This is a genomic window from Polaromonas sp. JS666 (genome assembly GCF_900103405.1).
In the GTDB taxonomy this organism is placed as follows: Bacteria; Pseudomonadota; Gammaproteobacteria; order Burkholderiales; family Burkholderiaceae_C; genus Polaromonas.
In genome coordinates this window covers 216,122-241,243 of record NZ_FNHX01000006.1, presented here as the reverse complement: position 1 = coordinate 241,243, position 25,122 = coordinate 216,122, and the positions used below count along the sequence as shown (strand labels likewise).

The window sequence follows — 25,122 nt, the reverse complement described above, 5'->3', positions numbered from 1 at the left end:
GGGACCCAGACTGCGGGTCGCCTTTCTTTTGGGTACTTTTGGTGTTTGCGTAACTTCGCTGCGCGAAGTGAGCAAACCCCGCGCGCGTAGCGCGCCTTTGGCGAACAAAGAAAACCCGCTTTGCGGGTTTCGCCAAAAGTGCCTCGCCCGCCGGGGCGAGACCCGGCCAGCAGACCCAAGCAGAGGCAGAGAGTCAAAAAGAGAGAAGGAGAGGGGGAGAGGGGTGCACCCCTCAATCCTCCCCATCCCCATTACTGGCCCGGCTACTCCGCCAGATAGCCCGCACCAACCACACACCGCCGGCCATGGCGCCGGTAAAACCCAGGAAACCGAAGGCGGGCAGGCCGAACAGCGTGGGGCCGCCCTTGACGGTCATGACGATGGACGAGCCGATGATGAGTGCGGCGATCACCAGGGCCATGGCCAGGCGGTTGGCGGCGCGGTCCAGCTGGTCGCCCACGCGTTTGAGGTGGGCCAGCTCTATGGCCACGTGCACGCGGCCGCGGCGCGCGTTGCGCAGCAGGCGCGACAGGTCGTGCGGCAGCTGGCCGGCCAGTGCCAGGGCGCGGCTGAGGGTTTGCCAGCCGCGGGTGGCCAAAGCCTTGGGCTGGTAGCGCGCGCGCACCACCTGGCGCAGCAGCGGCGTGGCCTCGGTGGCCATGTGAAAGCTGGGGTCCAGCCCGCGGCCCATGCCTTCGAGCGAGATAAAGGCCTTGATCAGCAGCGCCAGGTCGGAGGGCAGGCCCAGGTGGTGCTCGCGCAGGATGGCGGTGACGTCGGAGAGCATTTGCCCCAGGCTGAGCTGGGCCAGCGGCGTGCCGTGGTACTGGTCGACAAAGGCTTCGATTTCGGCCTCGAGCTGGGACAGGTTGACGCCGTGCTCGTCGCCGGTCCATTCGAGCAGCACGTCGGCCACGGCCTGCGGCTGGCGTTCGACCAGGCCCAGCAGCAGTTGCAGCAGCTCTTCGCGCCTGCGCTCGGTCAGGCGCCCGACCATGCCGAAGTCGATGAAGGCGATGCGGTTGCCGGGCAGGTAAAACACATTGCCGGGGTGCGGGTCGGCGTGGAAGATGCCGTCCTCCACAATCATTTTGAGCACGGCGCGGGCGCCGCGGCGGGCGAGTTCGCCGCGGTCGTAACCGGCCTCGGGCGTGAGCCGGTCCAGCGCGTTGCCGGGCACGCCGTCGACCAGGTCCTGCACGTTGACGCGCGCGCCGGTGTGGGTCCAGTGCACGCGCGGGATCACGATGTAGGGCAGGTCCGCCATGTTGGCGGCGATGCGTTCGGCATGGCGGCATTCGGCGGCCAGGTCGAGTTCGCGCCGCAGCGATTTGGCGAGCTCGCGCACCAGCTGCTTGAGGCGGTAGGGCTTGAGGGCGGGCAGCTCGGCCTCGGCCAGCGCGGCCAGCCGCTCCATCAGGCGCAGGTCGGCTTCTATGACCTCGGTGATGCCGGGGCGGCGGATCTTGACGACGACCTGCGTGCCGTCATGGAGCTGCGCGCCGTGCACCTGGGCGATGGAGGCGGCGGCCAGCGGCGTGGTGTCGAAGCGGGCAAAGACGGTTTCGGGCTCGCCGCCCAGGTCTTCGCGCAGCTGGGGCAGCAGCAGCGCCAGGGGCACGGGCGGCACCTGGCTGTGCAGTTTTTCGAACTCGGTGATCCATTCGGGGCCGAAAAGGTCGGCGCGGCCGGCCAGCACCTGGCCGAGCTTGACGAAGGTGGGGCCCAGCTCTTCCATGGCCAGGCGCACCTGTTCGGGCGGGCCTATGCGGGCCAGGTCGGCCGCATGGTTCCAGTGCAGCGCATGGCCCGCGCGCTCCAGCTTGTCGGCCAGGCCGAGCCGCCGCACGCTGTCGCCAAAGCCGTGGCGGATCAGCACACCGGCGATTTCCGCCAGGCGCGCCATGTCGCGCGCGGCACCCAGGGTTTCGATGAACATCCGCGGATGATAGTCCCGGGTTTTCCGGCCGGGCTTGGGATTTGTCAAATGGGGTGCGGATGGCCGGCGGCCCAGCCCTAGCCCGCCACCAGCCTCAGGGCGGTGATCTCGGACGGCGCCCCAAAGCGTTTGGGCGGCCCCCAATAGCCTGTCCCCCGGCTGGTATAGACCCACAGGTTTTGCAGCTTGTGCAAACCCGCCGTGAAGGGCTGCTGGAAGCGCACAAACAAATTCCACGGGTAGAACTGCCCGCCATGCGTGTGGCCCGAGAGCTGTAAATCAAAGCCGGCCTTGGCGGCCGCGGCGGCGCTGCGCGGCTGGTGGGCCAGCAGCACGCGCACGGCGTCCAGCGGCGCGCCTTGCAAGGCCGCTTCGGGGTCGCTGCGGTGGGCCGGGTCAAAGTGGCCGGCGCTGTAATCCGTCACGCCGGCCAGCACCAGCGGCTTGCCGTTCTGGCCCGGCTGGCGGATCACCACATGTTCGTTCATCAGCACCGTCAGGCCCAGCCGGCGCAGCTCGTCCACCCAGGCGTGGGCGCCCGAGTAGTACTCGTGGTTGCCGGTCACAAAAAAAGTGCCGTGGCGCGACTTCAGGTCGGCCAGCGGCGCGGTGTGGGCCGCGAGCTCGCCGACCTTGCCGTCCACCAGGTCGCCGGTGATGGCCACCACGTCGGCATCCAGCGCATTGACCTTGTCGACAATGCGGCGCAGGTAGGGCTGCTTGATGGTCGGCCCCACATGGATGTCGCTGAGCTGGGCCAGCGTAAATCCCTGCAGCGCGGGCGGCAGGCCCTTGATGGGCACGTCCACCCTGACCACGGCCGCGGTGCGCCGCGCATTCAAAAAACCCAGCAGGGTAACCAGCAGGCCCAGCAGCGGCACGGCTTCGGCCGAGGCAATGCGCAGCCAGGCCAGCGGCAACTGGCCGGGCGCCAGCAGGTCGGCCAGCCATAACAGCAGCAAACCGGCATCGCGCGCCAGCGTCAGCACAAACAGGGACGAGAACAGGCCCATGAACAGCAGCCCCACCCAAGTCAGCACATCGGCAAGAGGCTGTTTGGCCACACGCCCGGCCATCAGGCCCAGCGGCATCAGCAGCGCCGACAGCGCCAGGCCGATGATGAGCAACCACTGGACAAGGGGAAGGGCCTGGAGCCCGGGAACAAGGCGTGCGCCAATGTAAACATGGAGCAGCGCGGTTACAAGCGCCAGCGGCAGGAAGTTCATGAAAAGTCCAGAGTGATGAGCCCCGCATATGGGTGCGGGCCGCATGCATTCAATGCCAAAGCGCTTTCCGGTGATGGACGGCGACGGACGGCGCCAGCGCACCAAGGCCGTGCGCGCGGCTTCAAGGCGTTTCACCCGCTCACAACTGCGACAAAGCGTGCGGGGCAATCCCGCAGTTCGCGGGCTACCCTCGGCCATCTTTTCTTTTGCCGCTCTGCCAGCCGGCTTTCTCCGCCCATGCGCCTATGACCGTCGCCCTCCAGGCCACCACTCCCGCCACCTTTGAAATCAAAAGCGCCAACCTGCCCCTGGTGGCCTTGCTGCTCAAGTCCACCGACCTCGTCGCGCTGGCGCGCGAACTGGACGCGCGCTTTGGCGATATCCCCGACTTCTTCGACCAGGATGCGCTGATGGTCGACCTCTCGCCGCTGCCGCCGGCGGCCGGCGACATTGATTTTCCGGCCCTGATCAGCCTGCTGGGCAGCTACCAGCTGGTACCCCTCACGGCCAAGGGCGGCAGCCCCGCGCAGATGGCTGCGGCGCTGCAGGCCGGCCTGCTGCCCGTGCCCGATGCGCACCTGGTGCCGGCGCGGCCCGCAGTGGCCGCGCCGCCCGCGCCAACACCTGTCGCCCCTGTTGCATCGGCGCCCGCTGCACCGCTGGGCGCCCTGGTCGTCGACAAGCCCCTGCGTTCGGGCCAGCAGGTCTATGCGCGCGGCCGCGACCTGGTGGTCCTGGCCATGGTCAATGCCGGCGCTGAAGTGATTGCCGACGGCCACATCCATGTCTATGCGCCGCTGCGTGGCAAGGCCATGGCCGGCGCGCGCGGCAACACCGAGGCGCGCATCTTCTCGCTGGCGCTGGAGGCCGAGCTGCTGTCGATCGCCGGCGTCTACCGCACCAGCGAACACCCGCTGCCGCCCGGCATGGCCGGCAAGCCCACGCAGGTGCGGCTCGTTCCGGGCGACGAGGGCGACAAACTCGTGATGAATGTGATGCTCCCATGAACACAGCCACTTTGCTTCCTCCCGCTCCCGCTGCACACCCTGCCTCCACCCCAAACATCTCTCCCGTTCTCCAAGGAAATTCAAGCATGGCAAAAATCATTGTGGTCACCTCCGGCAAGGGCGGCGTGGGCAAAACCACCACCAGCGCCAGCTTTGCCACCGGCCTGGCGCTGCGCGGCCATAAAACCGCGGTCATCGACTTCGACGTGGGCCTGCGCAACCTGGACCTCATCATGGGCTGCGAACGCCGCGTGGTGTATGACCTCATCAACGTCATCCAGGGCGAGGCCACGCTGAACCAGGCCCTGATCAAGGACAAGCAGTGCCACAACCTGTTTGTGCTGGCCGCCTCGCAAACCCGCGACAAGGACGCGCTGACCAAAAGCGGCGTCGAGAAAGTGCTCAAGGACCTGGGCGAGATGGATTTTGAGTACATCGTCTGCGACTCCCCCGCCGGCATAGAGACCGGCGCGCTGATGGCCATGCACTTTGCCGACGAGGCCCTGGTGGTGACCAATCCCGAGGTGTCCTCGGTGCGCGACTCCGACCGCATCCTGGGCATGCTCTCAAGCAAGACCCAGCGCGCGATTGCCGGCGGCGACCCGATCAAGGAACACTTGCTGATCACCCGCTACAACCCCGGCCGCGTCGACCAGGGCCAGATGCTTTCACTCGAAGACATCCAGGACATCCTGCGCATCAAGCTCATAGGCGTGATCCCTGAATCCGAGTCCGTGCTGCAGGCCTCCAACCAGGGCGTGCCGGCCGTGCACATGAACGGCAGCGACGTCTCCGAAGCCTACAAGGACGTGGTCGACCGTTTCCTGGGCGACAAGGACAAGCCCATGCGGTTTATCGACGCGCAAAAGCCGGGGATCTTCAAGCGCTGGTTTGGAGGCAAATAAAGCATGGCGTCTTTTTTGTCCTTCCTGCTTGGCGAGAAGAAGAAAACCGCCAACGTTGCAAAAGAGCGGCTGCAAATCATCCTGGCGCATGAGCGGACCGACCGCAGTCCCAAGCCCGACTACCTGCCCGCGCTACAGCGCGACCTGATCGCGGTGATCGCCAAATACATTCCGATCAACCCTGAGCACATCAAGCTGCACCTGGAGCGGCAGGACAACCTTGATGTGCTGGAAGTGAAGATCGAGCTGCCCGACAAGAAGTAGTAAGCAATGGCCTCTTGAACAAGGCTTGCGGCCCGGCTACGCTAGCACCATGCTGCCTGGCGACATTCAAACCCACGTCCTCCGCTTGAGCCCGGGCCAGGACCTCCGTGCCGCCTTGAACACCACCTTCGCCGAACTGCAAGCCAGCCAGCACACACGGGCGGCTTGCATCATCTCGGCGGTAGGCAGCCTGTCCCGCGCAGTCCTGCGCTATGCCGACCAGCCCGAGGGCACGTTGCTGGTGGAACCGCTGGAGCTGGTCACGCTGTCGGGCACGCTGAGCGCCGATGGCGTCCACCTGCATGCCAGCGTGGCGACGGCGCGTGGCGAGATGCGCGGCGGCCATGTGATGCCGGGCTGTGTGGTGCGGACCACGGCGGAAATCGTGCTGGCGCCTTTGCCGGGATGGGTGTTCACGCGCGAGCATGATGCACAGACAGGTTTCAAGGAACTGGTGGCAAAGTCTGCAGGCCGGGCCTGACGGTGCGGCCGGCATTCCGGCCATGGCTTTGGGTTTTGATCGGCGTACAGTGAGTTAAAGGCAACAAGCCCCGCAATTTCAATGCGGCTTGAAGGAGTCATTCATGGCCATGCGAAAAACCCATCCCATCCCCCTTGCGCTTGGCATTACGCTGGCCTTGCTGGTCGGGCCCATGGCGCAGGCGCAAACCACAACACCGAGCCCCGCCGCGCCTGCGGCGGAGCCGGGCGCTGTGCAAAAGCCCGCCGCGCCTTTGAAGAACCCGCTGAACCGCAACCCGGCACGCCGCGTGCTGCCACCGGACAACTCCATTCCACCGCCGGACCCGCGCGATTCGACCTCCCGGCCCACGCTGCCGCCTGTCAGCAGCGACGGGCGCGACGCGGTGTTGCCGCCTGAGCCGCCGGCATCGGACGCGCGCAGGCCTTAGCGGGCTTACAGCGACAGCGACTGGCTACCAGCCCGGCCAGGGCTTGGTGCCCGAGGCGCATGGGCTTTGCGGCCCACGGGGCTGCGGCCCTTGCGATAGCGCTGCGGCGCGGCCTGCTTTTGCAGCAGGCGCCGCCTGGCGAGGCGCGCGGGGTGAAAGACCTGCTCGTAGTACGCCAGCCACTGCTGTTCGCCGGCATCCAGGGCCGGCGCATCTTGCGGGTCGGCGCCCGGGCCGAAGCGCAGCGCGGCCAGGCCTTCGCCGGGCGGTTTTGCGTCCGCCGCAAAGTCCTGCGGGCCCAGGTAGTCGGACTCGACGCTGCCCCCGGGCGTGAGGATGGCCCAGCGCATCAGGGAAAAGCGTTTGGCAAAGGTGGGCGCCACGGCTTCGACGATGTGGTGTTCAGGCTCATACCAGGCGACGTGCAGCGGCCCGGCCAGGGGGCGGGCCCTGAAGCTGTCGTCCTGTACCGAACGAAAGCGCAGCTGGGCTTTCATTTTGCGGATGTCCTCGCGCACCTCGTCGGCCATCTGGCGGGCCTCGGCCATGTCGGCATCCTGCGGCGTGTGGCGCAGCTCGGGTTCGTGCACCAGGCGCCACAGCAGGCGGTAGAGCAGGTGAAAGCGCTGCGGGTTGCGGTGCAGCACGGCGGCCTGGCACAGCGCGAGGAATTCGGGCGGCACGCTGACGGCGGGCGCATCGCTGAAGGCCGGGCTGTGTGCGTTGCCGGCGGCCTGTGGGGCCTGGGGTGTTTGCAGGGGCGCATCGCCGCATTGCCAGCTGACCTGCGCGGGCAGGATGTTCTGCGCCAGCAGGCCGCGCGCGGCGCGGCGAAAGCCTTCGAAGTCCGTCTGGCCGCGCAGCGCGACAGGCAGCGCGGCCTGGGGAAAGAGGTCGGTCGTCAGCAGGTCATTCATCACGCCCATGCAATACATCCTTTCTTCTTCACGGTCTGACTTCATGGTGCCGCCGCGGGTTCAGGCGCGCTTGTAGGCAAAGAAGCCGACTTCCCGGGTGCGGGCGGCGCATCGCCGGGAAAGAGAAAACCCAAACTACTGTATCAATATACAGTAGTTTGGGTTTATGGACACAAAGCCTGGGTTCAAAACCCTGGTGGCGTGTGGCTTTGGCGCCTAAATCGGGCCGCAAGCGCCTGGGCGCGGGGGTCGGAGCGTCAGTGCGTCGCCGGCCGGGCGTTTCGCGGGGGCTGGGCCGCCCTGGCCGCGCGGGCCAGTTTCCTGGCATGGGCTTCCATCACTGCATAGACGGCGGTGGCAATGCCCAGCGGCGCCACGTAATAGATAAGCCGGTAGGCCACCAGGGCGGCGAGCAGCTCGGCCTGCGGCACCAGGTGCGAGAGCAGGGCGACAAACACCGCCTCCAGCACGCCCAGGCCGGCCGGGATGTGGGTGATGACGCCGGCCACCGCGGCCAGCAGCAGCACGCTGGCGACGGCGGAGAACTCGACGCGGTGCTGCAGCAGGATGTACAGGATGCCCGACATGATGAGCCAGTTGCCGGCGCCCATCAGCAGCTGCAGCACGGCCAGCCGCGGCGACGGCAGCTCCAGGGTGTGGCCGCGCACTACGTAGTGGCGCCGGCGCGTGAAGGCGCATATGCCCAGGTAGCCGGCGGCGGCCGCCAGCAGCGCCAGGCCGGCCAGGCGCAAGTGCAGCGGTGTGACGGGCCAGCCCGCCGGCAAGGTGGGCGGGTGCAGGCTGAACACCAGGCCGGCCAGCAGCACATAACCCATCCAGTTGGCCAGCATGCTGATGGACATGACGCGGGTGATGGCGCCGGGCTTCAGGCCCAGGCGCGAATACAGGCGAAAGCGAAAGGCCACGCCGCCGACCAGCGAGCCGAGGTTGAGGTTGAAGGCGTAGCTGGTGAAGGTCACCAGCATCACGGTGGAAGCGCTGAGCTTGTGGTGCGTGTAGTGCCGGCCCAGCAGGTCAAAGCAACTGTACAGCGTGAAGCTGGCCGCAGCCAGGGCCACCGCGCCCCAGGCGGCGCTGAGCGGGTAGTCCTCTAGCGAGCTGAGCACCTCGCCCCATTCAATGCTGCGCGCCTGCGACACCAGCAGGCCGGCCACCAGCGCAAAAAACAGGGCGGTGGCGCCGCGCCTGAGCCAGGGCCACCAGGGGCGGCCGCGCAGGGGGCTGCGGCTGGGGGCCATCAGGCGCTCACACGGGTTTGGCCTGGCCCACCGGCTCCGGGTCCCTGCCTTCCCTGCCAGTGGGGCCGGTGGCGCCGGCCTTGGCGGGAAGGCCCTGGCCGGCGGGCGTGATGCGCGGCGTGTGCGCCGGCAGCCAGCCGGCCCAGGCCGGGTAGCGGCGCAGCAGGTGGAACACAAAGTAGCTGCGCACGGTGCGCCACCAGCTGGGCTCCACGAGCTGGTCGTGGGTCACCTGCTTGCAGCTGTCGCGGATCAGGGCCTCCAGCCGCCCGCCCAGCTCGCTGTTGAAGGCGGGGTCGCGTATGACGACATTGGCCTCCAGGTTCAGCGAGAGGCTGAGCGGGTCCAGGTTGCTGGAGCCCACGGTGGCCCAGTCGTCGTCGATGACGGCCACCTTGCCGTGCAGCGGCCGCTCGCAGTATTCGTAGATGCGCACGCCGGCGTCCAGCAGGTGGTGGTAGAGCATGCTGGCGGCGGTCTTGACGATGGCCATGTCGGGCTCGCCCTGCAGGATGAGGCGCACGTCCACGCCACGCCGCGCGGCGTGGCGCATTTCCCTGAGCAGCCGGTAGCCGGGGAAGAAATAGGCGTTGGCGATGACCACACGCTTGCGCGCCGTGCGCAGGGCCGCGCGGTAGTGGCGCTCTATGTCGTTGGTGTGTTTGCGGTTGTCGCGCGTGACGAAGAGCGCCGAGGCCTCGCCCACCGGCGCGGGAATGCTGTCGCCGCGCCAGGCGCCGGCCAGCGAACGCGCGCGGTCGGAAAAGCGCTCGCGCAGGCCCGCGGGCGGCTCGGCGCCGGCATTGCGCTGGCCGGCGGCCAGGGCGCGGCGCACAAAGCCGTGGATGTCGGCGACGATGGGGCCCTCGATCTCGACGGCGTAGTCCTGCTTGGCCAGCGGACCGAAGTCGGCCAGGTGGTCGGCCGAGTAGTTGATGCCGCCCACGAAGGCGCGCTCGCCGTCGACCACCACGATCTTGCGGTGCATGCGGCGAAACAGGTTGGTGCGCCAGCCCCAGAGCCTGGGGCCCGGGTCGAACACATGCACGCGCACGCCGGCGCGGGTGAGGGTGGAGATGAATTCGGGCGACAGGTCGGGCGAGCCGTAGCCGTCTATGGTCATGTCGACCTGCACGCCGCGCCGCGCGGCCTGGTGCAGGGCCGCGTGCAGCTCTTCACCGACCTTGTCTTCAAACAGGATGAAGGTTTCCAGCACGACTTCGCGTTTGGCGGCGGCGATGCACTCAAACACGCGCGGAAAAAAATCCTCGCCGTTTTCGAGCAGGTGGAACTGGTTGCCGCTGACCCACCTGCTCATGTTCAGAGCTCGATTTCTGCCGCGAGCGGCGCGTGATCCGACAGATGCGACCAGGGCCGCAGCGGCAGCACCACGGGCGCGTGGCCTATGGCGTTGCGCACATAGATGCGGTCCAGGCGCAGCAGGGGCAGGCGGGCGGGGAAGGTGCGCGCCGCATGGCCGTTGGCCTGCACAAAAACCTCGTGCAGCTCGGCGCCTTTTTCAAGCCGTGCATGGGCGCGGTGGCGCCAGTCGTTGAAGTCGCCGGCCACCACCACGGGGGCGTGCGGCGGGATGTCCTGGCGCACCAGCTCGCACAGCATGTCCATCTGCTGCTCGCGATGCGCTTCCATGAGGCCCAGGTGCACGCAGATGGCGTGCACGTTGACGCTGCGGCCGGGAATTTGCAGCTCGCAATGCAGCAGGCCGCGGCGCTCGGGGCCGCTGATGGAGACGTCGCGGTTTTCAAAACGCACGATGGGAAATTTCGACAGCACCGCGTTGCCGTGGTGGCCGTTGGTGTAGACGGCGTTGCGGCCGTAGGCGAACTGCGGCCAGATGGTGTCGGCCAGGAATTCGTAGTGCGGCGTGTCGGGATAGTTGTCGAACTTGTCGGCGTGCTTGACGTGGTTGCCCGTCACTTCCTGCAGGAACACCACGTCCGCGCCCACGCTGCGTACCGCCTCGCGCAGCTCGGGCAGGATGAACTTGCGGTTGAAGAAGGTAAAGCCCTTGTGGATGTTGACCGTCAGCACCTTGAAGGAAAACGAGGACTCGGGGCTCACGGCCGCCAGCGCGGTCTGGGTGTCGGCCTCGACGGCGGCCATGTCGACGCGTGTGCCGGCTTTGGGCGGGCGGGCGGGCACGGCGACGGACAGCGCGTCGGGCGCGCCGCGGCGGGATGAATCGGACGGAAGATTTTGCATAAGGCAGTCGGGGAAACGCGCAGGAGTGCGGCAGGCAGGAGGGCGGTCACCCGGACAGCCATTGTGGCCCCGCGCGTCTTTTCCCAGGTGTAGGACAGAAACTTATTTGTACACGAGCCGGGCTGACCCTTTCGCGTGAACAGTTTCACGGAAATGGCCGCAACCACACGCCGCGGGCGCAGTGTCCTACACGGCGCGGCGGGCCTCTCCGGCAAGTCCGCCGCGGCCCGGCCCCTAAATTGAAACCAGCCCCGTCATCACAGCTCAGGGCCTGTTTATCCAATGCGCCTTATCCCATGGGGCCAACTGAAGAGGAAATCACCATGACGAAAATTTCGATGAAATCCATGTCCGCGGCGGCTGCGGTCATGTCTGCCTTGTTGCTGGGCGCGCAAGTCCATGCGCAGGTCGATACCACGACGCCGCCCGGCAGCACCAAGGCACAGGACCAGAACTCGGCGGCCCCTATGGGCGGTACCGCCAAGACGCCTGAAGCACGCACGGCCGCCAAGGCCGACCGTGCGGCAGCCAAGGCCGCCAAGCGCGAGAAACGCGCGGCCAAACGCGCGCAGAACTCCGCCGCGCGTGCCGCGGCCGCCACCTCGACCGGCGGCGCGCAAGGCCCTGCCGTGGGCGGCACCAAATAAGGCATGCCGTTTTGAGGACGTGATGGCCATGAGAGGCCATTCGCGACCGCAAGGCGGCGCGGGCGGGCCACAGCGGTTTTCGGTGAGGCCCTGCCGGGTGGGTTGCCATGTTGAGCAAGCCCATCGTTTTTGAAGGAGACTGAAATGTCCAAGTTCTTGATTCGTTCGATTCCCGGCGCCGTGGCGCTGACCCTGGCGGCCGCATTGGCCGCCCCCGGCGCTTTCGCGCAAAGCCTGGGGGTAGGTGTGGGCGCGGGTGCTGGCACGGGCGCTGGTGCCGGCCTGGGTGTGAACCTGGGTGTCAATGCCGGCCAGAATACCAATATTGATGCGGCCACCCGCGCGAATGCGGGCGGTGGTGGCGACAGCGGCGTCGGTGCGGCCGTAGGCCGGGTGGGCGCCGGTGTCGGCGCGGGCGCGGGCGCCAATGTTTCCGGTGCGGCCCAAAGCGCCGGGGACTTGAGCAGCCGGGCCACGGGCGCGGTGGATGACACCGCACGCACCACAGGCCGGGCCGTGGCACGCACCGGCAGCGCTGTGAAGAGCGGCGCCAAGCGGACCTATAACGGCGTCAGCAGCGGCGTGGGCAATGCCGCAGGCAGCCTCCAGGGCGGTGTGCAGGGCAGTGTCCAGGGTGGCGCTGGCGCGGCCATCGGCGGCGGCACGCACTAAACGCTGGTGAAGCCAGGGCCGGCCGTTCGCGGCCGGTGCCACCGAGCTTGCAGAGCCGGGCGCGGGCATGTCCCGCGGCCCGGCTTTTTGCCGCCTCATTACCGAGGGCGCAAAAAAGCCCGCACCGGTTCGCGGTGCGGGCTGGGGGCGTTGACGCCGGAGGCCTGGCTTAGCCCTTTTGCGGGCCGGGGCCGCCGTGCTCGCGGTGGCCGCCGCGCGGGCCGTGTTTTTTGTGCTCGGCATCAAAGACTTTTTGCTGCTCGGGGCTCAGCACGGCGTAAAAGGCCTTGGTGGCTTCGCCGCGTTTGTCCATGGCGGCATTCATCTCGGCCATGTGCTGGGTGCGCATTTCCTTCATTTTGTCGATGCGCTGGGGCGTGGTCAGCTTGTCGAATTCGGCGCGCTGCTCGGCCGTGGGGCGGGGGCCGTGTGCGGGCGGCTGCATGGCGGCCGTGTAGCTGGTCCATGCGCCTTCCTGGGCCGGGGTGAGCTTGAGCTTGGCCTTGAGTTCGGCCTGGTGCTTGGCGATCATGGCCTGCATCTTGGCGGGGTCATGGCGGCCCATGCGCTCGCCGTGCGCGCCGGCGGGAGGAGGCGATCCGGCAGGCGGCGCGGCAGGTGTTTGCGCCATGGCGCCGGCGCCCACCGTTGCCAGCAAGCCGGCCAGGACGAGGCTGTTGAGGGAAGCGGAGGGCTTGAATGCGAATTTCATGGGGACTTCCTTTCGAAGAGAAGGTGCCTGAAATCCGCGGCCGCGACATGCGGCTCGGCTTCAGGTTGAAGGCAAGTGTGGCGGCCGTCTGTATACCCGCCATTGCCCGAGCGATGAGGGTTTGTAAAGTTTAGTGAAAGGCTCACCCCTATCGGCACTCACTTCGTGTAGTGCCTTTTCCCCTTGCAGGGGACGGGCGCCTTGCGGCCGGCGAAGCCGGACCGCGGCCCCCGCTGGTGAACACCGTGCCTCTTGGTCAGGCGGTGCCGTGCAGCAGGGTTTCAAACAGCGCGTCGCCGCCCATCTGCCCGCCCTTGAGCATGATCTCCAGCCCGTCAAGCGCAGCCTCGTCGCTGTGCAGGCGGCACAGGGCCACGCCGGGCGCGAGCTGTGCCGCGTAGGACAGGCCCCAGGCATCCAGCGCCTGCATGGCCAGGCTGGAGGTGTCGCCGCCGGCAATGCCGAGGCGGCGCAGGGGCACGGCCTTGAGCACGCGCGCCAGCAGCTCGCCGCAGGCCTGCGCCAGCACGCGGCTGTCCACCGCGCTGGCGGGCGCAGGGCCCGGTTGCGCGGTGCAGGCCAGCACATGGCGGCCCTGGGCCAGCAGCGCGCCGATCTGCGCTGACATCCGCTGGGCATAGTCCGCGTCGCCGGTGAGGCGGGCGGCGTCCAGCGCGACCTGGCGGTAGGAGCTCGCGGCCTGGACCTGCTGCGCCGTCACCGGCGACAGGCTGCCGGCCAGCACCAGCACCGGGCCGGTGGCCGGGGCGATGCGAGGCGGCGCCGCCTCTGTGCCTGTCTGCCAGTGCGCGGCCAGGGCCTGGACCACGCTGCTGGGCCCGGCGGCGAGCAGGTTTTGTTGTTGCGCGCGCTGCCAGATCAGCCGGCCCGCGGCGGCGAGGTCGCGCTCATGCGCGATGTCCAGCAGCACGGCGTCGGGCTTGAGCGCCAGCAGGCTGGCGAGCTGGCTGTCCAGCGCCTCATTGTCTTGTTCGTAGTCGGGGTAGGCTATGCCGGCGACCTGCGCCAGGCCCTGCGCGGCCAGGTGGCGCCGCAGGTCGGCCTCGTGCATGGGCGTGACGGGGTGCCGGCTCATGGTGGGGTGGCGGTCGAGCCGGTGCATGGACGCGCCGGCGCCGGCGAACAGGTTGCCGAACACGCAGTAGCGCCTGAGGTTGGGCTGGCCGCCGACGATGGGCACAAAGGGATTGCCGGTGTGCGGCCGCAGGATGCGGATGGCCGCGCCTATGCTGCCGACTGCGGGGGCGCTGTCAAAGGTCGAGCAGGTCTTGTAGTGTGTGACGGGCGCGCCCAGGCGCGCGAACAGGCGGCCCACGGGTTCGAGCTCGGCGCGCATTTCATCGGGGCTCATGGCGCGCGCCGCACCGGCAATGCCCAGGCAGTCCAGCGGGCCGGCGCGTTCGAGTTGCGCATCCGTGGGCAGGCCCAGGAAGAGCAGGCTGCGCAGGCCGGCGCGCGCGGCCGTGGCCAGGGTGTCGGTGGCGCCGGTGAAGTCGTCGCCGTAGTAGGCGATCCGGAGCGTCTCCTGGGTGGTCATGGTTTATTTGCCGAAAAAGGCCAGCGCCGCCGCGAGCTCGGGCGCGCCGCGCGCATGTTCGGCCAGTGCCACACCGGCGCGCGCGGCTTCCCAGGCCTGGCGAATGCTGGCCACGCCGGCCGCGGGGCCGCCCGGGTGCGCGAGTATGCCGCCGCCGGACATGAAGAGCAGGTCGTCGCTTTTGACGGCGGCCCAGGTGGCGGGAACGGTGCCGGCCCATTGGCCCGACGAGAAGGCCGGCATGACGCGGTCGTCGAAGGCTTCGGTCAGCGGCGTGTAGCAGTCCTGCGCGGATTCGATCACTTCCTCATCGGCCTGCGAGAACTTGCCCTGCAGGCCGTGCACATGCATGTGGTCGACACCGGCCAGGCGCCACAGCGTCTGGTAGGCCTGGAAGGACATGCCCAGCAGCGGGTGGCGCGACAGCGCGCCGTAGCCGTTGCGGTGGCCGTGGATGGCGAGACCCGTGTGGCGGCGCAGGGTCTGCATGCCGGAGTGGCCGCACCAGTTGAGGCTGGCCATGACGCAGCTGCCGCCTTCGCGCTCGATGAGGTCGGCGTGGCGCTTCATCGCGTCGGTCTCGTCGGTGATGTTGAAGGCCACCATGACGTGCTTGCCGGTGCGCTGCTGGTGGTCGCGCACCACGGCCATCACGGCGGGCACGCGTTCGCCCAGCGGCGCATGGGTGGGGTTGGCGCAGACCTCGTCGTCCTTGATGAAGTCCACGCCGGCGGTGCACAGGCGGCCCACAAGTTCGGCGGTCTGCGCCGCGCTGAAGCCGACATTGGGCTTGATGATGGTGCCGACCAGCGCGCCCGTGGCCACGCCCGTTAGCTTGCGTGTGCCGGCGATGCCGACACGCGGCATGTCGAAGAAGGCGCGGTAGCCGGCGGGCAGTTTGAGGCTTTCCAGGCGCAGGCCGCTGGCCTCGCCGAGGTCGTAGAGGTTGCCCGACACGGTGGCGGCCAGCGTCGGCAGGTTGATGCCCACATTGGCGACCGGAAAGGAGATGCGCACGCGCGCGCGCCGCCACGGGCCGGTGTGGCCTTTGCGTTCCAGCAGGGCATTGGGCAGGCTGGGCGCGTTCACGGATTCGAGTTCGTCGATCTGCTCGACGGTGGCGCGCGCGCGCCGGCGCAGCTCGTCGGTCTCGCCTTCGACGCGCGTGAAGGTGCCGCAGGACTGCTCGCCCGCCATGACTTCGGCGACCTGCGCGGGCGCCAGCGGGGTTTCGATCAGGTAGGTGGCTTCAAAGCGGTCGGCTTGCATCGCTGGGCTCAGAGTTTGCTCAGGTCAGGAAAGGGCCGCACCGGCTCGTTGCCGTCCCAGCCTTCGCTCGAGGCGCGTATCAGGTCGAACATCTTGCCCTTGGGGCCGGCGACTTCGGAGAGCTCGATCACGGTGCCGGGGTGGTATTCGGTGTCGAAGTAGATGAAGCGGCCTTTTTCGCCGACCTCACCGCTCATGACGGGCTTGAAGCCTTGCTTGAGCAGGCGCGCCAGGTCGGCGTCGTAGTCGCTGGTCCAGTAGGCGACGTGCTGCAGGCCGGTGCGGCCGGCTTGCTGGAAGTCGCGGTACATGGAGGGCACGTCGTTGCGCGTCTGGATCAGCTCGACCTGCACAAAACCCGAGTTGGCCAGCGCGACCGAGTTGTGCGGCTCATGCGATTCGCCGCGGTAGGTGTAGTTCCGGATGGGCACCTTGGGGTTGTAGAACCAGGGGCCGACGCCGAGGGTCTTGCTCCAGTAGTCCATCGCGGCCTCGATGTCGGGCACGACGTAGCCCAGCTGGCGGATCTCGCCGAAAAATTTGCTCATGTTGTTTTGCTCCGGTGAAAAAAGGAGGAGGTGGGAAGGGTCAGGTTTTGAGGAAGCCGGTGGAGAACCAGGGCACGGCCGCCACAAGGGCCAGGCCTATGAGCAGCGCGCCCATATAGGCCCAGATGTAGGGGATGCCTTCGTCGGGGTCGACCTTGCTGACCGCGCAGGCGCCGTAGTAGCCGACGCCGAAAGGCGGCGCGAACAGGCCTATGCCCATGGCGAAGATCACCACCATGGCGTAGTGCACGTCGTGCACGCCGACCATGCGCGCGATGGGAAACAGCAGCGGGCCGAACAGCACGATGGCGGGGATGCCTTCGAGCACGCTGCCCAGGATGACGAAGGCGACGATGGACACCGCGAGGAAACCGTAGGCGCCGCCGGGCAGGCTGCCCATGACGCGGGCCAGGTCCTGCGAGAAGCCCGACTGCGTGAGGCCCCAGGCCATGGCGGTGGCGCAGCCGATGATGAACATGATGGCGCCGGTCAGCGAGGCGGTTTCGATCAGCATGGGCATGAGGCGGCGCCACGGGAACTGGCGGTAGAGGAAGAGGCCGGCCAGCACCGAGTAGATGATGCCTATGGTGGAAACTTCGGTGGCCGTCGCCACGCCTTCGACCACTGCGGCGCGGATGACGAAGGGCAGGATGATGGCGGGCAGGGCGATCAGCAGCAGCTTGCCGATTTCGCGTTTGCTGTGGCGCACGACGGCGCTCAGGTCTTCGTGGCGGTAGCGCCACCAGACGACGGTGCACAGCGCCGCGCCCAGCACCACGGCCGGCAGCAGGCCGCCGGTGAACAGCGCGGCAATCGACACGCCGGTGACCGAGCCTATGGTGATCAGCACGATGGAGGGCGGTATGGTTTCGGTCTGCGCGCCGGTGGCCGACAGCAGGGCCACCAGGTCGCCGGGCTTGGCGCCGCGCTTTTTCATTTCAGGAAAGAGCACCGGCGCAATCGCGGCCATGTCGGCGATCTTGGAGCCCGAGATGCCGGAGACCAGGTACATCGCGCCTATCAGCACATAGCTGAGGCCGCCGCGCACGTGGCCCAGCAGGCTGGCGAGGAACTGGATCATGGCCTTGGCCATGCCGGTCATCTCGATCAGCGCGCCCAGGAAGATAAAGAGCGGCACCGCCAGCAGGATCATGTGTGACATGCCCTCATCCATGCGGCCGACCATGACCAGCAGCGGCGTGGAGGTGGTGAGCGCCAGGTAGCCGAAGGTGGCCAGCGCGAAGGAGAAGGCAATCGGCACGCCGGACAGCACGGTGGCGGCGACGATGCCGACAAAAAACAGGATCAGGTTGAGCTTGCCCAGCGGCTGCAGCAGGGGCTGTGCGAACCAGAACAGGGCGACCACGGCGGCCGTGCCGGCCAGCGCGATGGCGGTTTGTTTGAAGGTGCTGATGCGCAAGAGGCGCAGCACGGCGACGATGACCATGAGCCCCATGCCGATGGGAATGGCCGAGGCGCGCCAGGCGTTGTTGACCTCCATGGCGGCGGTGACGATGAAGCTTTCTTCATACGCGTATTCCGAGGCCGGGTAGATCACCAGCAGCAGGAAGGCGATGGAGGCGGTGATGGCAAGGGTGTCGAGCAGCGCGCGGGTGTGCGGCTGGACCTTGTTGACCAGCGCCGTCATGCGCATGTGCTCACCGCGCCGCAGCGCGACGACCGCGCCCAGCATGGACAGCCAGAGGAACATGATCGACGCCAGCTCGTCCGACCAGACCAGCGGCGCGTGGAAGACGTAACGCGAGACCACGCCGGCAAACAGCACAAAGATCTCGGCCAGCACCAGGGCGGCGGCAATGGTCTCCACCACATAGCCCAGGCCGCGGTCTGCCGCGTGGGCGAGGTGGCTCAGGGGGTTGGCGGGGGGGGCATCGGCGGGCGGCTGAGGTGAGGCGTGGGACATGTTGTTTCCGGGATCTGTAAGGATGGAAAACCCCTGAAAAGGGACGCGGTGAAGGCGAGGAAGAAACCGTAGCGAGCAGGCCTAGCCCGGCAGGAGGACCGGAGCCGTACCCCAGTACGGTGAGGACCGGAGTGCCGGGATCGGCCTGCGCAGCAGGTTTATTTGCGCCTTCAGGCCAGTTTGCCGACGGACTGCTCCAGCAATCCCCAGGCTTCAGCCCCAAACCGCTCTTTCCACTCACCATAGAACCCGGCCTCGCGCAGCTTGGCGCGGAAGCTGTCCGAGGTGGGGCGGTTGATGCTGAGTCCCTTGGACTGCAAATCGGCCACCACGGTTTCGTTGAGCTTCTTGATGTCGTCGCGCTGCTGCAGGCCGGCTTCATTGATGGCGCGCGCGATGATGGTCTTGAGGTCGGCGGGCAGCTTGTCCCAGGCGCGGCCGTTGGCGATGAACCAGTAGCCGTCCCAGATGTGGTTGGTCAGCGAGCAGAATTTCTGCACTTCATAAAGCTTGGCGACCTGGATGATGGGCAGCGGGTTTTCCTGCGCGTCGACGATCTTGGTCTGCAGCGAAGAGTAAACCTCGCTGAACTGCAGGCTGGCGGGCGCGGCGCCCAGGCCCTTGAACATGGAGATGGACAGCGGGCTGACCGGCACGCGTATCTTCAGGCCGTCCATGTCTTTGGCGGTAGTCACCGGCGCCTTGCTGCTGGTGGTCTGGCGGAAGCCGTTGTCCCACATTTTTTCAAAGGCATAAAGGCGCGACTTGCTGATGGCTTCGCGCACGTGGGCCCCTAGCTTGCCGTCCATGGCGCCCCAGACCTGGTTGTAGTCGCTGAAGGCAAAACCCACGGCATTGATGGCAGCCACCGGCACCAGCGTGGCGATGACGAGGGCCGAGGGCGTGAAGAACTCGATGCCGCCTGAGCGTACCTGGGCCAGCATGTCGGTGTCGCCGCCCAGTTGGTTGTTCGGGAAGATCTTGATTTCGACGCGGCCGTTGGTTTCCTTCAGGATGCGGTCGGCGGCCTGCTGCGCGCGTATGTTGAGCGGATGGGTGACAGGCAGGTTGTTGCCGTACTTGTAGGAGAACTCGGCGGCGCGTGCCATGGAGGGCAGGGCGGCGGCGATGCCGGCGGCGGGAACGGCGGACAGGGTACGCAGCACGCTGCGGCGGGTGACTTCGGTCATGGTTTGTCTCCAGTTTTGTTTTGATGCGTTTTGATGCATCATCGGGTGAAAGCAGCGCAACGATAGGTGCAGGGTATTCAATCGTCAAACGAGAAAAATGATGGATTTTGATGTATGAGGGTTATCCCTGATGGATTGCAGGGGCCGCAGCAGCGGGCACGCGTGGTGGACATTGCGCGGGCCGCCGGTGTGTCTACCGCCACTGTAGACCGGGTGCTGAACCAGCGCCCCGGCGTGCGCGGGGCCACCGCGCAAAAGGTGCTCAAGGCCGCGGCCGAGATGGACTACCTGCCGGAGACGGGCCTGTATGCCGCGCTGGCGGCGCCGCCCATGCGCCTGACCTTTTTGCTGCCCGACGGCAGCAACCGCTTTATCCGCATGCTGGGCGACACGGTGGGTTATTCGCAGGAGCACCTGACGCCCTTTAACGTGAAGTGCCGTACCGAGCTGTTTGAAAGCTTCAACCCGCAGCAACTGGCCGCCAGCCTGCTGCAGCAAGGCAAGCGCAGCGAGGGCATCGCCTTCATGGCGCTGGAGCACCCGGCGGTGCGCGAGGCCGTCAGCGAGCTGGCGGAAAAAGGCGTGCCCACCATCACGCTGATTTCGGACCTGTCGGGCTCGCGGCGCGCCGGTTATGTGGGCCTGGACAACCGCGCGGCCGGGCGCACCGCGGGCTACCTGCTGGGCCGTTTTATCGCGCCCGGCGCGCGCGGCGGCAAGGTGGCGCTGATCGCTGGCTCGCTGAGCTACCGCGCGCATGAGGAGCGCGAGGCCGGCTTCCTGCACGTGATCGAGGAGATGTTTCCGACGCTGCAGGTGGTGGGCCTGCGCGAGGGACACGACGACGCGCAGAAAAATTACGAGCAGACGCGCACGCTGCTGGAGCAATACCCAGACCTGGCCGGCATTTACAACATAGGCGGCGCCTCCGACGGCGTGGCGCGGGCGCTGAAGGAAACCGGCCGCGAGCACAAGGTGGTTTTCATTGGCCACGGCCTCACGCCCGACACGCGCGCCATGCTGATAGACGGCAGCATGGACGCGGTGATCACCCAAAGCCCGCAATCGGCCATGATGAGCTGCGTGCGCATGTTTACCAATTTGCGCGATGGGCGGGATGTGATGAGTGGGGTGGATGCGGTGCGTAGCCAGGTGATATTTAGGGAAAACCTCCCGTAATGCACACTCCTATCGGCACTCACTTCGTGTAGTGCCTTTTCCCCTTGCAGGGGACGGGCGCCTTGCGGCCGGCGGAGCCGGACCGCGGCCCCCACTGGCGTTGTCGGCTTGTGACCTTGGTTATTTGCCATGCGGCCTGGGGGTGCCTACAATGGCTGCAGCTTGTCGGGGTGCCAAGATTTCCTTAGGGAGTGTCAAGGCTGAGATCGCAGTTTGCGAGACCCGCTGAACCTGATCGGGGTCATCCCCGCGTAGGGAACAACGCAATTGGCTCCGGTACTCCGTAGCGGCACCCCCAGAGGCCGCCCCAGGACCTTCCGGCTCCCCAGCAGGCACCCCACCTCCTGGAGAACCACATGGCCAAAACCCGACTCACCGTTGACACCCAAGACCTCACGGGCCGCATCACGCGCGCGCCCTTTCCCGGCTCGGCGAAGATTTACCTCGAGGGCTCGCGCCCCGACATTCGCGTGCCGTTTCGCGAGGTCACGCTGACCGATACCCTGGTGCACGAGGGCGCGGGCGAGCCGCGCCGCGAGGCCAACCCGCCGCTGCGCCTGTACGACGCCTCGGGCATCTACACCGACCCGGCCGCTCCCATAGACATCACGCGCGGCCTGCCGCCGCTGCGCGGCGCCTGGATCAACGAGCGCCAGGACACCGAAGCCCTGGCCGGCATCAGCAGCGCCTACGGCCGCCAGCGCCTGAACGACCCGGCCCTGGCCGCGTTGCGCATGGCGCATGCGCCGGTGCCGCGCCGCGCCAAGGCGGGCGCCAATGTGTCGCAAATGCATTACGCGCGCAAAGGCATCATCACGCCGGAGATGGAATACGTCGCGGTGCGCGAAAACCTGGTGCGCGCGCAGCTGGCCGAACGCCTGAAGACCGAGCGCCTGCCCAAGGCCGGCCACTCCTTCAATGCCGCCATTCCCAAAGAGATCACGGCCGAGTTCGTGCGCGATGAAGTGGCGCGCGGCCGCGCGGTGATCCCAAGCAACATCAACCACCCGGAAAGCGAGCCCATGATCATCGGCCGCAACTTCCTGATCAAGGTCAATGCCAACATCGGCAACTCGGCGGTTACGTCCAGCATCGAGGAAGAAGTCGACAAGCTGGTCTGGTCGATCCGCTGGGGCGCCGACACGGTGATGGACCTCTCGACCGGCGAGAACATCCATGAAACCCGCGAATGGATTTTGCGCAACTCGCCGGTGCCCATCGGCACGGTGCCGATTTACCAGGCGCTCGAAAAAGTCAACGGCAAGGCTGAAGACCTGACCTGGGAAATCTTTCGCGACACGCTGATCGAGCAGGCCGAGCAGGGCGTGGATTACTTCACCATCCACGCCGGCGTGCGCCTGGCCTATGTGCCGCTCACGGCCAACCGCCTGACCGGCATCGTCTCGCGCGGCGGCTCCATCATGGCCAAGTGGTGCCTGTCGCACCACAAGGAAAGCTTTTTGTACGAGCGCTTTGACGAGATCTGCGAGATCATGAAAGCCTACGACGTCTGCTTCTCGCTGGGCGACGGCCTGCGGCCCGGCTCGATTGCCGACGCCAACGACGAGGCGCAGTTCGCCGAGCTGCACACCCTGGGCGAGCTCACGCAGATCGCCTGGAAGCATGACGTGCAGGTGATGATCGAAGGCCCCGGCCATGTGCCGCTGCAGCTCGTGAAGGAAAACGTCGACAAGCAGCTCGAAGCCTGCTTCGAGGCGCCTTTCTATACGCTGGGCCCGCTGATCACCGACATCTCGCCGGGTTACGACCATATCTCCTCGGCCATGGGCGCGGCCAACATCGGCTGGTACGGCACGGCCATGCTGTGCTACGTGACGCCCAAGGAACACCTGGGCCTGCCCAATCGCGACGACGTGAAGCAGGGCCTGATCGCCTACAAGATCGCCGCGCACGCGGGCGACCTGGCCAAGGGCTACCCGGGCGCGCAGATGTGGGACAACGCGGTGTCGAAAGCGCGCTTCGAGTTCCGCTGGGAAGACCAGTTCCGCCTGGCCATAGACCCGGACACGGCCATGGCCTACCACGACGAAACCCTGCCCAAAGAGAACGCCAAGGTCGCGCATTTCTGCTCCATGTGCGGGCCGAAGTTCTGTTCGATGAAAATCTCGCAGGAGGTGCGCGAGTTCGCGCGGCTCAATCCGGCCACAACGACGCTGGCGCCAGCCGCCGGTACGATTCCCATCAAGCAGATCGCGACGGGCTTTGAGGAAAAGGCCAAGGAGTTTCGCGAAGGCGGCAGCGAAATTTATTCCTGAGGCATGGGGCTGGCGGGGGGGGGTGGCGGCCATCCAGCGGCCCACGGCTACACTGGACTTCTCCCTCCCACCCCTGGCTGCCCCCTTCTTTTTCATGTCCAATTTAATCGTTCATGGCGGCGCCCCTTTGCGCGGCCGCATCATCCCCTCGGCCAACAAGAATGCCGTGTTGCCGGTGCTCTGCGCCACCTTGCTGACCTCGGAACCGCTGAGGCTGAAGGGTGTACCGGACATCACCGACGTGCGCAAGATCCTGGACATCTTCCGCACCCTGGGCAGCGAGGTCCGCATGGACCATGCGAGCGGCACGCTGGACCTGCATCACCGCGAAACCGCCTTCGATTCGGGTCTGCACCGCCTGCCGGAAGAGATGCGTTCGTCCATCATGCTGGTGCCGCCGCTGCTGGCGCGCTTCAACGTGGCGCGGCTGGAGGACAACGTCAAGGGCTGCACGCTCGGCGTGCGCGAGATTGACCCGCACGTTGAGGTGTTCCGCCGCTTCGGCGGTGTGGTGGAGCGCGCCGAAGGCTCGCTGCTGATTCGCAGCGAGGGCCGGCTGACACCGACCGACCACTGGCTCGACTATGCGTCCGTCACCACCACGGAAAATTTCGTGCTGTGCGCCGCGTCGGCCGGCGGGACTTCCACGCTGACCAACGCGGCTTCGGAGCCGCATGTGCAGGAGTTCTGCCGCTTCATGGCGATGATGGGCGCGCGCATCGATGGCATGGGCACGTCGCGCCTGACGGTGCACGGCGGGCAGGCGCTGACGGGCGGCGAGTTCACCTTCGATGAGGATTTCCACGAAATCACCACCTTCCTGGCGCTGGGCGCCATCACCGGCGGCGACGTGGTGGTGCGCAACAGCGCGCCCGGCAACTTTCCACTGATCGACCGGACCTTCGCCAAGTTCGGCGTCGAGATCACGCATGAGGACGGCTGGTCGCGCGCCAGTGCGCCCGGCCGCCTGAGGGTGCAGACGCCCTTCACCAGCAACGTGCTCACCAAGGTCGAAGCCGCGCCCTGGCCTTACTTTCCGGTCGACCTGCTGCCCATCTTCATTGCGCTGGGCGTGCGCGCGCAGGGCAACGCGCTGTTCTGGAACAAGGTCTACGACGGCGCGCTGGGGTGGACCGGCGAGTTGTCGAAGTTCGGCGCGCATGTGTTTTCGTCCGATCCGCACCGCGTCATCACCTTCGGGGGCGATGCGCTGGCTCCGGCGGTGGTTGAGAGTCCCTACATCATCCGCGTGGCGATTGCGCTGTTCATGGTGGCCGCCAGCGTCGAGGGCCGGTCTGAGATCCGCAACGCCACGCCGATCCGGCGGGCCCACCCGCACTTTGTCGAGAACCTGCGCAAACTCGGCGCACAGGTTGAATGGACCACCGAAGAATGAAGACCCGCGGTGCCGCAAGGAGAACGCCATGAGTGCCGGCCGCCCCGCCTTGCACGTCGGCATTGCGGGCGCGGGCCTGGCCGGGCGCACGCTGGCCTGGCGCCTGCTGCGCGCGGGCTGCCGCGTGAGCCTGTTCGATGCGCGGGCGCGCGGCGACCTGGCCACGGCATCCATGACGGCGGCGGCCATGCTCTCGCCGCTGGCCGAGCTTGCGGTGTCCGATGATGTCGTGTTCGCGCTGGGCCAGCGCTCCATGCGGCTGTGGCCGCAGTGGATCAGCGAGCTGGCCGATCGGGGCCTGCCGGTGTATTTCCGGCGCGAGGGCACGCTGGTGGTCGCGCATGCGCCCGACCAGAGTTCGCTGGCGCATTTCACCGGCCTGCTGCTGCACAAGCTGCCCGAGGCCGCGCGCGCCCAGGTGCACACGCTGGACGCGGCCGCGCTGGCCCGTGCCGAGCCGGCGCTGGCCGGGCGCTTCGGCAATGGCTTGATGCTGGACGGCGAGGGCCAGCTGGCGAACGACCAATGGATGGCCGCGCTGGCCACCGAAATAGACCGGCTGGGCGGCAGCTGGCTTGAAGGCCGGGCCGTCGATGCGGTCGAGGGCGGCCATATTGAATGCGGCGGGCAAACTTATGATGTAGATGTGGCGGTCGATGCGCGCGGCGTGGGCGCCAGGCAGAACTGGCCGCAGTTGCGCGGTGTGCGCGGCGAGGTGCTGACGGTCGAATGTGATGGCGTGACTTTGCAGCGACCGGTGCGCTTGATGCACCCGCGCTACCAGCTGTATGTGGCACCGCGCCCTAACCACCAGTTTGTGGTCGGCGCGACCGAACTCGAATCGGAAGACACGGGGCCGGTGACCTTGCGCTCCACGCTGGAGCTGGGCAGCGCGCTGCACAGCCTGCACCCGGCTTTTGGCGAGGCGCGGGTGTTACGGCTGGCGGCAGCCTTGCGCCCGGCGCTGGATGATCACCGCCCAATGATTGCGCAGCGGCATGGCGTGTGGCATATCAACGGCCTGTACCGCCACGGCTACCTGTGCGCGCCGGCGCTGGTGGAGGACCTGGTTCATCAACTGTTGGGGCAGGGAAAATGAA

At 67.2% G+C, this 25,122-nt stretch carries 23 protein-coding genes and 1 riboswitch; of the genes, 11 read left to right on the top strand and 12 right to left on the bottom strand.

Going from position 1 to position 25,122, the window contains the following annotated elements:
• Nucleotides 1–232: 232 nt before the first annotated feature.
• A complete protein-coding gene (locus BLQ85_RS17155) occupies nt 233–1,939 on the bottom strand; it encodes an ABC1 kinase family protein (RefSeq protein ID WP_074578581.1) in 1,707 nt (568 codons plus the stop codon).
• Nucleotides 1,940–2,016: 77 nt separating this feature from the next.
• Complete coding sequence (locus tag BLQ85_RS17150; RefSeq protein ID WP_074578579.1) at nt 2,017–3,165, bottom strand: metallophosphoesterase; 1,149 nt, start codon at nt 3,163–3,165, stop codon at nt 2,017–2,019.
• 245 nt (nt 3,166–3,410) lie between these two features.
• On the opposite strand from BLQ85_RS17150, the gene minC reads away from it, so the two are divergent.
• The 5 genes from minC to BLQ85_RS17125 all read left to right on the top strand — a co-directional run bounded on the left by minC (nt 3,411) and on the right by BLQ85_RS17125 (nt 6,252).
• Nucleotides 3,411–4,172: a septum site-determining protein MinC gene (minC, locus tag BLQ85_RS17145; RefSeq protein WP_074578577.1), complete on the top strand. Its 762-nt coding sequence runs from the start codon at nt 3,411–3,413 to the stop codon at nt 4,170–4,172.
• Nucleotides 4,173–4,258: 86 nt separating this feature from the next.
• Nucleotides 4,259–5,077, top strand: a complete 819-nt coding sequence (minD, locus tag BLQ85_RS17140) for a septum site-determining protein MinD (RefSeq protein ID WP_074578576.1) — start codon at nt 4,259–4,261, stop codon at nt 5,075–5,077.
• A 3-nt stretch (nt 5,078–5,080) separates the two neighbouring features.
• A complete protein-coding gene (gene minE, locus BLQ85_RS17135) occupies nt 5,081–5,341 on the top strand; it encodes a cell division topological specificity factor MinE (RefSeq protein WP_074578574.1) in 261 nt (86 codons plus the stop codon).
• A gap of 49 nt (nt 5,342–5,390) precedes the next feature.
• Nucleotides 5,391–5,822: a PPC domain-containing DNA-binding protein gene (locus tag BLQ85_RS17130; protein ID WP_139201036.1), complete on the top strand. Its 432-nt coding sequence runs from the start codon at nt 5,391–5,393 to the stop codon at nt 5,820–5,822.
• Between the two features lie 103 nt (nt 5,823–5,925).
• Nucleotides 5,926–6,252 carry a hypothetical protein gene (locus BLQ85_RS17125; RefSeq protein ID WP_074578572.1) on the top strand — a complete coding sequence of 109 codons (327 nt, stop codon included), beginning with the start codon at nt 5,926–5,928 and terminating at the stop codon, nt 6,250–6,252.
• A 5-nt stretch (nt 6,253–6,257) separates the two neighbouring features.
• On the opposite strand, the gene BLQ85_RS17120 is transcribed toward BLQ85_RS17125, so the two are convergent.
• The 4 genes from BLQ85_RS17120 to BLQ85_RS17105 form a co-directional block, all read right to left on the bottom strand.
• Nucleotides 6,258–7,214, bottom strand: coding sequence for a TIGR03915 family putative DNA repair protein (locus BLQ85_RS17120; RefSeq protein ID WP_074578570.1), 957 nt, complete (start codon nt 7,212–7,214; stop codon nt 6,258–6,260).
• Between the two features lie 212 nt (nt 7,215–7,426).
• Nucleotides 7,427–8,428 carry a lysylphosphatidylglycerol synthase domain-containing protein gene (locus BLQ85_RS17115; RefSeq protein ID WP_074578568.1) on the bottom strand — a complete coding sequence of 334 codons (1,002 nt, stop codon included), beginning with the start codon at nt 8,426–8,428 and terminating at the stop codon, nt 7,427–7,429.
• 7 nt (nt 8,429–8,435) lie between these two features.
• Nucleotides 8,436–9,746 carry a cardiolipin synthase ClsB gene (gene clsB / locus BLQ85_RS17110; RefSeq protein WP_074578566.1) on the bottom strand — a complete coding sequence of 437 codons (1,311 nt, stop codon included), beginning with the start codon at nt 9,744–9,746 and terminating at the stop codon, nt 8,436–8,438.
• Between the two features lie 2 nt (nt 9,747–9,748).
• The gene (locus BLQ85_RS17105) at nt 9,749–10,552 is read right to left on the bottom strand and encodes an endonuclease/exonuclease/phosphatase family protein (protein ID WP_074578624.1); all 804 of its coding nucleotides are present in this window, start codon (nt 10,550–10,552) and stop codon (nt 9,749–9,751) included.
• Nucleotides 10,553–10,974: 422 nt separating this feature from the next.
• Between BLQ85_RS17105 and BLQ85_RS17100 the strand changes: the two genes are divergently transcribed.
• Together BLQ85_RS17100 and BLQ85_RS17095 are read left to right on the top strand one after the other, a co-directional pair.
• On the top strand, nt 10,975–11,298 hold the full coding sequence (locus tag BLQ85_RS17100) for a hypothetical protein (protein ID WP_139201035.1): 324 nt from the start codon (nt 10,975–10,977) through the stop codon (nt 11,296–11,298).
• Between the two features lie 144 nt (nt 11,299–11,442).
• Nucleotides 11,443–11,970, top strand: a complete 528-nt coding sequence (locus BLQ85_RS17095; protein WP_074578563.1) for a hypothetical protein — start codon at nt 11,443–11,445, stop codon at nt 11,968–11,970.
• A 169-nt stretch (nt 11,971–12,139) separates the two neighbouring features.
• Here the strand turns inward: BLQ85_RS17095 and BLQ85_RS17090 are convergent, their stop codons facing one another.
• The 6 genes from BLQ85_RS17090 to BLQ85_RS17065 all read right to left on the bottom strand — a co-directional run bounded on the left by BLQ85_RS17090 (nt 12,140) and on the right by BLQ85_RS17065 (nt 19,171).
• Complete coding sequence (locus tag BLQ85_RS17090) at nt 12,140–12,682, bottom strand: Spy/CpxP family protein refolding chaperone (RefSeq protein ID WP_074578561.1); 543 nt, start codon at nt 12,680–12,682, stop codon at nt 12,140–12,142.
• Between the two features lie 256 nt (nt 12,683–12,938).
• Entirely contained in the window at nt 12,939–14,240 is a 1,302-nt protein-coding gene (locus BLQ85_RS17085) for a four-carbon acid sugar kinase family protein (protein ID WP_074578559.1), read from the bottom strand.
• A gap of 3 nt (nt 14,241–14,243) precedes the next feature.
• Nucleotides 14,244–15,509: a ribulose-bisphosphate carboxylase large subunit family protein gene (locus BLQ85_RS17080; RefSeq protein WP_074578557.1), complete on the bottom strand. Its 1,266-nt coding sequence runs from the start codon at nt 15,507–15,509 to the stop codon at nt 14,244–14,246.
• Between the two features lie 8 nt (nt 15,510–15,517).
• Entirely contained in the window at nt 15,518–16,057 is a 540-nt protein-coding gene (locus BLQ85_RS17075) for a VOC family protein (protein WP_074578555.1), read from the bottom strand.
• A gap of 40 nt (nt 16,058–16,097) precedes the next feature.
• Complete coding sequence (locus tag BLQ85_RS17070; RefSeq protein WP_074578553.1) at nt 16,098–17,981, bottom strand: TRAP transporter large permease; 1,884 nt, start codon at nt 17,979–17,981, stop codon at nt 16,098–16,100.
• Nucleotides 17,982–18,151: 170 nt separating this feature from the next.
• On the bottom strand, nt 18,152–19,171 hold the full coding sequence (locus BLQ85_RS17065; protein WP_074578551.1) for a TRAP transporter substrate-binding protein: 1,020 nt from the start codon (nt 19,169–19,171) through the stop codon (nt 18,152–18,154).
• 114 nt (nt 19,172–19,285) lie between these two features.
• Between BLQ85_RS17065 and BLQ85_RS17060 the strand changes: the two genes are divergently transcribed.
• The 4 genes from BLQ85_RS17060 (at nt 19,286) to thiO (ending at nt 25,121) form a co-directional block, all read left to right on the top strand.
• Nucleotides 19,286–20,350 (top strand): LacI family DNA-binding transcriptional regulator, encoded by a 1,065-nt coding sequence (locus BLQ85_RS17060; protein ID WP_074578549.1) that lies wholly within the window; start codon nt 19,286–19,288, stop codon nt 20,348–20,350.
• 156 nt (nt 20,351–20,506) lie between these two features.
• Nucleotides 20,507–20,625, top strand: a riboswitch (TPP riboswitch).
• Nucleotides 20,626–20,706: 81 nt separating this feature from the next.
• Nucleotides 20,707–22,626 carry a phosphomethylpyrimidine synthase ThiC gene (gene thiC / locus BLQ85_RS17055; RefSeq protein WP_074578547.1) on the top strand — a complete coding sequence of 640 codons (1,920 nt, stop codon included), beginning with the start codon at nt 20,707–20,709 and terminating at the stop codon, nt 22,624–22,626.
• A 94-nt stretch (nt 22,627–22,720) separates the two neighbouring features.
• Nucleotides 22,721–24,022 carry a UDP-N-acetylglucosamine 1-carboxyvinyltransferase gene (locus BLQ85_RS17050; protein ID WP_074578545.1) on the top strand — a complete coding sequence of 434 codons (1,302 nt, stop codon included), beginning with the start codon at nt 22,721–22,723 and terminating at the stop codon, nt 24,020–24,022.
• Between the two features lie 28 nt (nt 24,023–24,050).
• On the top strand, nt 24,051–25,121 hold the full coding sequence (gene thiO, locus BLQ85_RS17045) for a glycine oxidase ThiO (RefSeq protein WP_074578544.1): 1,071 nt from the start codon (nt 24,051–24,053) through the stop codon (nt 25,119–25,121).
• Nucleotide 25,122 lies beyond the last annotated feature (1 nt).

Coding starts and splice junctions, on each gene's coding strand:
- BLQ85_RS17155 (WP_074578581.1), bottom strand. CDS start 1,939: ATGTTCATCGAAACCCTGGGTGCCGCGCGCGACATGGCGCGCCTGGCG.
- BLQ85_RS17150 (WP_074578579.1), bottom strand. CDS start 3,165: ATGAACTTCCTGCCGCTGGCGCTTGTAACCGCGCTGCTCCATGTTTAC.
- minC (WP_074578577.1), top strand. CDS start 3,411: ATGACCGTCGCCCTCCAGGCCACCACTCCCGCCACCTTTGAAATCAAA.
- minD (WP_074578576.1), top strand. CDS start 4,259: ATGGCAAAAATCATTGTGGTCACCTCCGGCAAGGGCGGCGTGGGCAAA.
- minE (WP_074578574.1), top strand. CDS start 5,081: ATGGCGTCTTTTTTGTCCTTCCTGCTTGGCGAGAAGAAGAAAACCGCC.
- BLQ85_RS17130 (WP_139201036.1), top strand. CDS start 5,391: ATGCTGCCTGGCGACATTCAAACCCACGTCCTCCGCTTGAGCCCGGGC.
- BLQ85_RS17125 (WP_074578572.1), top strand. CDS start 5,926: ATGGCCATGCGAAAAACCCATCCCATCCCCCTTGCGCTTGGCATTACG.
- BLQ85_RS17120 (WP_074578570.1), bottom strand. CDS start 7,214: ATGAAGTCAGACCGTGAAGAAGAAAGGATGTATTGCATGGGCGTGATG.
- BLQ85_RS17115 (WP_074578568.1), bottom strand. CDS start 8,428: ATGGCCCCCAGCCGCAGCCCCCTGCGCGGCCGCCCCTGGTGGCCCTGG.
- clsB (WP_074578566.1), bottom strand. CDS start 9,746: ATGAGCAGGTGGGTCAGCGGCAACCAGTTCCACCTGCTCGAAAACGGC.
- BLQ85_RS17105 (WP_074578624.1), bottom strand. CDS start 10,552: ATGGCCGCCGTCGAGGCCGACACCCAGACCGCGCTGGCGGCCGTGAGC.
- BLQ85_RS17100 (WP_139201035.1), top strand. CDS start 10,975: ATGACGAAAATTTCGATGAAATCCATGTCCGCGGCGGCTGCGGTCATG.
- BLQ85_RS17095 (WP_074578563.1), top strand. CDS start 11,443: ATGTCCAAGTTCTTGATTCGTTCGATTCCCGGCGCCGTGGCGCTGACC.
- BLQ85_RS17090 (WP_074578561.1), bottom strand. CDS start 12,682: ATGAAATTCGCATTCAAGCCCTCCGCTTCCCTCAACAGCCTCGTCCTG.
- BLQ85_RS17085 (WP_074578559.1), bottom strand. CDS start 14,240: ATGACCACCCAGGAGACGCTCCGGATCGCCTACTACGGCGACGACTTC.
- BLQ85_RS17080 (WP_074578557.1), bottom strand. CDS start 15,509: ATGCAAGCCGACCGCTTTGAAGCCACCTACCTGATCGAAACCCCGCTG.
- BLQ85_RS17075 (WP_074578555.1), bottom strand. CDS start 16,057: ATGAGCAAATTTTTCGGCGAGATCCGCCAGCTGGGCTACGTCGTGCCC.
- BLQ85_RS17070 (WP_074578553.1), bottom strand. CDS start 17,981: ATGTCCCACGCCTCACCTCAGCCGCCCGCCGATGCCCCCCCCGCCAAC.
- BLQ85_RS17065 (WP_074578551.1), bottom strand. CDS start 19,171: ATGACCGAAGTCACCCGCCGCAGCGTGCTGCGTACCCTGTCCGCCGTT.
- BLQ85_RS17060 (WP_074578549.1), top strand. CDS start 19,286: ATGAGGGTTATCCCTGATGGATTGCAGGGGCCGCAGCAGCGGGCACGC.
- thiC (WP_074578547.1), top strand. CDS start 20,707: ATGGCCAAAACCCGACTCACCGTTGACACCCAAGACCTCACGGGCCGC.
- BLQ85_RS17050 (WP_074578545.1), top strand. CDS start 22,721: ATGTCCAATTTAATCGTTCATGGCGGCGCCCCTTTGCGCGGCCGCATC.
- thiO (WP_074578544.1), top strand. CDS start 24,051: ATGAGTGCCGGCCGCCCCGCCTTGCACGTCGGCATTGCGGGCGCGGGC.